At 41.2% G+C, this 1,257-nt stretch carries 2 protein-coding genes; both read left to right on the top strand.

Annotated features, from left to right (window positions below):
- Positions 1–478 precede the first annotated feature (478 nt).
- Positions 479–1,015, top strand: coding sequence for a hypothetical protein (locus D5R40_RS33100; protein WP_124155898.1), 537 nt, complete (start codon positions 479–481; stop codon positions 1,013–1,015).
- A gap of 33 nt (positions 1,016–1,048) precedes the next feature.
- Positions 1,049–1,257: hypothetical protein (locus D5R40_RS33095; protein WP_134239677.1), on the top strand; the 209-nt coding region annotated here is incomplete at its 3' end.

Here is a 1,257-nt window from a genome sequence, read left to right as displayed (position 1 = left end):
TTAGAAATAAATCACACAAATCTCTAGGATATGCTACAAAACAGAAAATCTCCATAATATTTTACAGATTACAACGTAATCTGATTGTAGACTCTCAATCGTATAGATCTCTAATACCCATTTCCCTTTTTCTAACTCTTTAGGCGTCACATATGAATTTCCGATCAAAAGTCTTGGTTAATACAGGCCTACGCCTTCCTCATTCTTTTTTTCCCAACCCTAAGAATCATTTATCCCTTGTCATTGCCAAGGGGTTTCCACGACATTATTGTTCTGTTCTATAAAGGATTGAACACCCTCCAAATCCAAATAAACGCCATTTAGGAATAGTTTAAATACTCCTGAAGACCTCGTCCGCCAATCCTGGTAGCCATTCAGCTTTTGCTGAGATGTTCCATATGTATTTGTGCATCTGATTCAATAAGCTTTACCCTTTATGTACTTCCAACACCTAAGAATATTTCTTCTATTCTGCCTATTGGCTATTCTTATGCCCTTCATGTGCATAGGGCATGGATTTAGGGGAAATGCTGCTCTGGAACAAGAATTCCAGTATGCGCTTAGGTTGCTGAGTGCATTTAAAAACGATAGCGCTCATCATGTGTTATGCGGGATTCTGGATGAGCTCTCTCAATCCAACGAATTGAATACCCCTTTTGGCCTACAGGTACGCTTACGAGATGCCGAAGCATTGGAAAAAGAGCATCAGGATGAAAAAGCTATTAAACAATTATTGTTATTAGTTGAGGATGCGAGAAATCACCGCCAATGGGATGTATTGAGTAATGCGCACCTGTCGCTCGCCCGCTTGCATGAAAAAATGGACCGTATGAAACCGTGTCAGCAGGCGCTTAAACGTGCAGCTCGCTTCATCAAAATGCATAAACTTGCCAATATTTATCCTCGCCTCTGCATCAGGCAATCTTCTTATTATCGGCTTTTCGGGAAAAAGGAATTCGGCCATGTTTTTTGCACAGGAAGTAATTCGAACAGCTCCCAAAGTAGGTCTGTTTGACGACCTGGCTGTTGGGAACTTACTAATGGTCTTTTGCTATGGGATAAAGACGTTGCAAAAACTGTATCCTACTTTCAGGCAGCAGGGAAGCAATGGAAAAAAATCGAAGATTACTCAGGCTATCAGGCAGTCATGAGCAATCTGTCTCGCCTATACATTGCCCTGGGTATGGAAGAAGAAGCCCTGATCTATAACGATAGTTCACTTTATGTAGCCCAACTTGCAGAAAAGAACGGCAGTCA

It is taken from the genome of Okeania hirsuta (assembly GCF_003838195.1).
In the GTDB taxonomy this organism is placed as follows: Bacteria; Cyanobacteriota; Cyanobacteriia; order Cyanobacteriales; family Microcoleaceae; genus Okeania; species Okeania hirsuta.
Note: the sequence above shows the minus strand (reverse complement) of the source record. Positions and strands in the feature narration are given on the sequence as shown.